Raw genomic sequence first — 5,739 nt, 5'->3', positions numbered from 1 at the left:
CACGCATGACACGACACTACAGCCCTAAGGCGCTTTAGGGTGACATTTTTTTATCGTCCAATACAACGCGTATAATCTTTGCCATATCTCTTCTAAGAATAGGTTTCATGATAAACTCGCGAATGCCGATAGCTTTTGCTTTTTTTTCAGATATTACTTCGCTGAAACCAGTACAAATAATAATTGGAATATCAGGACGAATGGCCAATATTTCTTCGGATAGATCTTTACCTGTCATTTTTGGCATAACCATGTCCGTGATAACCACATCGAAATTACCGGGTTGCTCCTTGAAAGTTTGCAATGCCTCAATGCCATTCGTTTTCGTAATCACTTTGTAGCCAAGACTCTCCAGCAATTGTCTTCCGGCTTCAACTAAGGCTGCTTCATCATCAACAAAAAGAATTCGTTCTTTCCCATGAGGGGCTGGTTCATAGTGTTCGGATTCCACAGTAATTTCGCTTTCGATCGCTGGGAAAAAAACCTTAAATGTTGTTCCTTTTCCTACTTCGCTGTTTACCGTGATCGCACCGCCACAACTTTTTACGATTCCATGGATCACAGCGAGTCCCATACCGGTTCCCTCTCCATGTTTTTTAGTCGTAAAAAACGGATCGAATATTCGCTCAATAACCGAACTGCCCATGCCATGACCTGTATCGCTTATAGTGAGTATTTGGTATTGTCCTGGATTCAGATCTAAATTTTGGGCGGCAGTTTTTTTATCAATCTCCATATCAGTTAGAGTCACTTCCAGCACTCCACCTTTTTTTTGCATGGCATGAGCCGCATTAGTGCAAAGATTCATCAATACCCTGTGTATTTCTGTAGAATCGGACAGAATTGGAGCTAACCCGGTTTTGATGTTTTGGCGTATTTCGATGGTAGTCGGCAATGACGCCCGCATCATTTTAAGTACTTCCTTGACAATAAACTCGATTTTTATGGGCTTTTGCTCCTGTTCGGTCTGGCGGCTGAAAAGCAGGATCTGTTTTGTAAGGTCTTTTGCACGATTGCTGGCCTTTAAGATTTCATCCAGATCACTTTTTAGTGAGTCACTATTCGAAGTATTTAATGATGCTAACTCTGTGTAACCTATAATTGCAGCAAGGATATTATTAAAATCATGAGCTATTCCTCCTGCAAGGGTGCCAATGGCCTCCATCTTTTTGGTATATCTGAGATGCTCTTCAAGAAGATGTTTTTCCTCCTCTCTTTTTTTTAGGGATTCAGACATATCATTAAAGGCCATTGCAAGTTTCCCGATTTCGTCCTCTGTCTCAACTGGCACCTTCTTGACAACTCCGCTCTCCCCCAGCATATTAACACTTTTAGTTAATCTATTTAATGGCTTTGTTATCCCCCTTGCCAAGATATATATAAACGCAGAGCCGATTATCAGAAATATAATTCCAATTAAAATACTTTTTGCTAATAAATCATCGAGCCTTTTATTAAGTATTATTTTATCTATGGTAATGCAGATGAAACCGATAATTCGATTCTGATCATGGAATTGATCTTCTTTAAAAAAAAGTGCCTCTTCGTTTAAATAACTTGAGCTTACAATAACCGGCGACCAGAAATCTATTTTGCTTTTGTTATCAATGTAAAAAGAAGATCTATATGTCTTAAGTCTTTCAAATACATTATTGCTGCTATTAATATCCTCAAAAACTGTTTTTTTTCTGCCCCATTTTCCAGGCTTTTTTTGATTCTTCAATAATTTCTTTTCAAGGTTAAATACAGAAACTTCAAGAACTCCCTCCTGTTGTAAGGTTCCATCAACATAGTTATCGAGTAGTTTTTCATTCTCTGAAAAAACACCCAACCTTATCTCGTAAGCAAGCATCTCTGATAATAATTTCCCGGTTTTTATCAGATTATCTGTTAAAGATCTGCTCTGGTGATAAATAAAAAAAACAGTAAATGCGGAAGATATGATAAACATGAAAATGGTAAATGCAGTAAAAATCTTAATGCCGAAGTTTTCATAAAGAGTTTTTAAGAGTTTTTTCATTAATTATCTCTAAACTATTTTATTATGCTGGCTTTCTCGATAATATTATTACTGATGTCGATCTCTAATTTCCTTGCTACATTAGTATTAATTGATATTAATGACTTTCTTGCATCGACTTTTTTAATATTTTCAAGATCTCTTCCTGATACTATTGCGTTTGCCATTTCCCCTGCCTGTCTTCCTATATCAAAGGGGTCTATACTGATCGACATTAATGCACCCAGTTCTACATACTTATCTGAAAATGCGAGAACAGGTATTTTATTTTCGAGAGAAAAAAGAAGCAAAAACTCAATTGTCGCGGGAGTAATCAGCGTTAGATCCGGCAGCATCCAGAAAACATCTATATTTTTTCTCATGCCCAACAGTTCTGAAGGGACATCCCTGGAGTTTTGAACTTCTTTTGCAATCAGGTTGATATTCATTTTTCCGGCAGCAATCATAGCATCTTTTACTATATATCCGGTTCTATCCGGATCATATAAAAGACCTATGTTTTTCACATGTGGCATGGCATTCAATAATAAATTCAACTGCTTTTCAGGAGGTATGCTCATGCTAACGCCGAAAATATTTTTTTCACCGGAAATTATGGATGTGGGATTTAAGACCATCGTGTAAATAATGGGTATATCTTTAATCTCTTTTACTACTTGAAGGGCACCCATCCCTATTGCGAGGACAATATCAGGTTTGAATGAATTAATTGTTTTTATAATATTTGCATCATTTAATTCTGAAATAACAATCCTTTTGATCTCAGATACTGTTACACTTTTAAACCCTTCAATTGTCTTTTCATATGGCTTAATCCTGACGCTCTGGACAGCTACGATCCTATGGCCGGCTTCGGCTAAACCGTGACAAAGAAATGTAAAGATAAATATGAAAATAATATTAATATAAAATCTTTTTGTCATGAAATTTCGGATCCATTTTACTGGACTGGTTTTTTTACTTGTTGATTATTAAAACAATTAGTTGAATATTGTAATAATTTATGATATCATAAAATTATTTTGAATAAAACATTATTATTAAGATTATTGAAGAGTCCATAGTTCGTAACTTCTCAATAACCTCTGGCAACTTTTTAAAAATTTTTATCGTCATTCTCGCAAAGGCTGGAATCCAGTGCTTTTTCGGATTTTCTGGATTCCCGTTTTCACGGGAATGACGTTTGGTGCCAGAACTTATTGAGAAGTTACCATAGTTCTTTCTAACCCCATGAATTTTAAAGAAATATCCTATTGAATGATCCGTCATTCCCGCGAAGGCAGGGAATCCAGAAAAATCAATGGGTTATGGATTTCTGCCTTCGCAGAAATGACAGAACTTTGGACTCTTAAGAAGATTAGATGAATCTATATTTTATAAAAAGCGGCGTTTATATATTCTTTTTTTTCCTTGCCTCAGTATGCTTTTGCCCATCAGCTTTTGCTCAGTCTGAAGAGGAGGTGCAGATCCTCCGATTATTTTATAACGAAAAAGACCTTGTAGTATCCCCTACCAGATATCCAAAGCCGATCTCTCAGGTTGCGGAAAATATAACAGTCATTACCGCAAAAAATATCGAAGACATGAATGCCCATACAGTTGCAGAGATTTTAAACAGAGTGCCAGGCATCTTTATTAATTTCAACCAGGACTTTGGCGCAACCTCGCTATTCCATATTCAGGGATCTTGGCCAAGGCACGTCCTTGTATTGCTTGATGGTGTTCCATGGAACTATCTTAGTAGCGCTTCTGCGGAGATCAATTCAATCCCCGCAGGTATAATAGAGCGAATAGAGATCATAAAAGGCCCGGCCTCATCTGCCTGGGGTTCATCCCTGGGAGGGGTGATCAACATCGTTACCAAATCTGCAGGAAACAGTGAGGAGCCCGGTGGATCCATAAGCGCTTCTTATGGCAAGAGCAATTCCCAGGATTACAGGGCACAGGTGTCAAGCAAGGCCGGATCTGTCGGATATTATTTGTTTGCAGGCCACCAGGAATCAGATGGTCTTAGGGATTCCAGGGATTTTGATAATACAAGCCTGTATTCAAAGGTTAAGATTTCTGTCTCAAAACATATAAATATCGGCTTTACAATGGGTTACAGCGAGCCGCAAATTGGGTTGGGAGATTTTCCAAGCGGTGATATTACGTCAGCAGGGGATAGTCGCACCTTTTTTGGAACCGCCTCTCTTGATGCTTTGATAGGCAGAGATTTCAGCTTCAATTTATCTGTTTACCATTTTAAGCAGAAATCTGTTATTATTAATAATTGGCTTGGGTTAGGATCTACCGGCTCTGCCGGAGAGCTTTATCTGGATACATGTTATGATGAGGAGACAACAGGTGGAAGCGGCCAACTGGTCTGGAGACATGGAATTCACACTGCAGTGCTTGGAGTGGATCTTAGTCGCGGAAAACTTGATCAGACTACTACTGCCGGTTCATATCTTCAATCACCTCCATATATTACGCCGCCAATAACCAAAACACATCCCGATATTGATAAACAGGCAATATATATAAATGACACGATTATAATAGGCCGGTGGGCAATAACTCCAGGTGTTCGTTATGACCACAACAGTATTACAGGCTCGTTTATAAGCCCCAGCCTTGGTGTTACTTACAAGCTTGGCGAAGATTCAATATTAAGAGCATCTGTTGCCAGGGGTTTTACCATACCTCCTCTTTCATGGACATCAGGAGGTTATTTGTTTACTGATCCTAATCCATCTCTTGATCCTGAAGAGGTATGGTCATACCAGGCAGGCGCGGAAACAGGCGCTATTAATTATCTGTGGTTAAAGGCGACAGTATTTCATCATGAGCTGGAAAATGCCCTGGTCTTAGACTCTTCTGGCGGAGGACAGCCTATTTTTTATATCAATGAAGGAAAAGTAAGGCGCAATGGTATAGAAATAGAGGCCGAGACGGTTCCCATCTATAACATGTCAATGTCGGCGGGTTTTGCTTATGTTGATATAGACCCGACAGATGAAAGAGGTGTTAGTTATAATTATGCCTGTAGCATTGGCATAAGCTATGACGATAAAAAATCCTTCAGGGCTGAACTGTTCGGCCATTATGTGTGGTGGGATCTTGATGGGTCTTGCATGGCGGAATATGATGATTTTATATGGGATCTTAATTTAAATAAAAAAATCTGGTCTAAAGAAAAGGCCGCCACAGAACTTTTTTTTACAGCGCATAACATATTTAACGGATCTCAGTACACCTATGGTGACAACAAAAACCCGGAAACATGGATTGAGGCCGGCATAAGGTTTAAATTTTAATCCACAGATTACGCAGATTGCACAGATCAACCAATTATTCAATCATTGATTTGTCTCTGGTAAAATGCAAAAGATAACATCAAAATTGGCAAGCCATTTGCCCGAACTTTTTGAAAAATTAAAGTTTAACTTTTATTATTGCTTTTTCAATAAAATAATAATAGGTTAGCAAAGTTTTTTTATAATTTCTCAATAAGTTCGGGTAATAGCTCCTGAATTCCCGCCACAGCAACCCATTGAGATCTTACACTTTTTTAACTTTCAATACATTCCAAAAAGGGGGGAATATTATGAAAGAGCAAAAAAGAAAAGAAAAAAAAGAAATTGTGGTATTAGACAAGGGTATTGATACTGATGCTGTTGAACATGGTGTAGCAGTTGTTGTCGCGGGCCATTTACTCCATTCAGATAATTCTTTAT

3 protein-coding genes are annotated in these 5,739 nt (G+C 38.2%); 1 reads left to right on the top strand and 2 read right to left on the bottom strand.

The annotated features are described in order from the left end of the window. Positions 1–34: 34 nt before the first annotated feature. Both QAI40_RS16560 and QAI40_RS16555 read right to left on the bottom strand, forming a co-directional pair. On the bottom strand, positions 35–2,020 hold the full coding sequence (locus QAI40_RS16560) for a response regulator (protein WP_304511853.1): 1,986 nt from the start codon (positions 2,018–2,020) through the stop codon (positions 35–37). 14 nt (positions 2,021–2,034) lie between these two features. Then, positions 2,035–2,943 carry an ABC transporter substrate-binding protein gene (locus QAI40_RS16555; RefSeq protein ID WP_304511852.1) on the bottom strand — a complete coding sequence of 303 codons (909 nt, stop codon included), beginning with the start codon at positions 2,941–2,943 and terminating at the stop codon, positions 2,035–2,037. Positions 2,944–3,480: 537 nt separating this feature from the next. On the opposite strand from QAI40_RS16555, the gene QAI40_RS16550 reads away from it, so the two are divergent. Further along, on the top strand, positions 3,481–5,319 hold the full coding sequence (locus QAI40_RS16550; protein WP_304511851.1) for a TonB-dependent receptor plug domain-containing protein: 1,839 nt from the start codon (positions 3,481–3,483) through the stop codon (positions 5,317–5,319). The last annotated feature ends 420 nt before the right edge of the window (positions 5,320–5,739 follow it).

The sequence above is a fragment of the Desulfobacula sp. genome (genome assembly GCF_030611305.1).
Classification (GTDB): domain Bacteria; phylum Desulfobacterota; class Desulfobacteria; order Desulfobacterales; family Desulfobacteraceae; genus Desulfobacula.
The sequence above is the reverse complement of the archived record's forward strand: the minus strand, read 5'-3'. Positions and strand labels throughout refer to the sequence as shown.